Here is a 267-nt window from a genome sequence, read left to right as displayed (position 1 = left end):
CTTAAAATAAATATTAACCATGAAAAACTACAAAAAGCTGCTACTCGCGGGTCTTGCAATAGTTCCGCTGGCACTTTCCTCCTGGACCTCAGGAGATCCACCCGATGCCAACTATCAGAAAATCGGGAATTATGATACCAAAACTTCAATCGGAACAATTGGTCAGGCAGATGTATCAGGAGAAATACTGATTACAGACAAACAAAGAGTTACAGAAAGACAATCGCTCCTCAGAACAGGACAAAATCTCATCAAAACTCTGGAACC

1 protein-coding gene is annotated in these 267 nt (G+C 41.2%); it reads left to right on the top strand.

What is annotated here, in order from left to right; genetic code table 11:
* Positions 1–19: 19 nt before the first annotated feature.
* Positions 20–267, top strand: a 248-nt coding sequence (locus SB725_RS31575) for a hypothetical protein (protein WP_410923365.1), incomplete at its 3' end; no start/stop codon positions are given.

The organism is Pseudomonas sp. SIMBA_041, assembly GCF_046535095.1.
GTDB classification, from domain to species: Bacteria; Pseudomonadota; Gammaproteobacteria; order Pseudomonadales; family Pseudomonadaceae; genus Aquipseudomonas; species Aquipseudomonas mucoides.
This window is presented reverse-complemented; position numbering and strand designations above follow the sequence as displayed.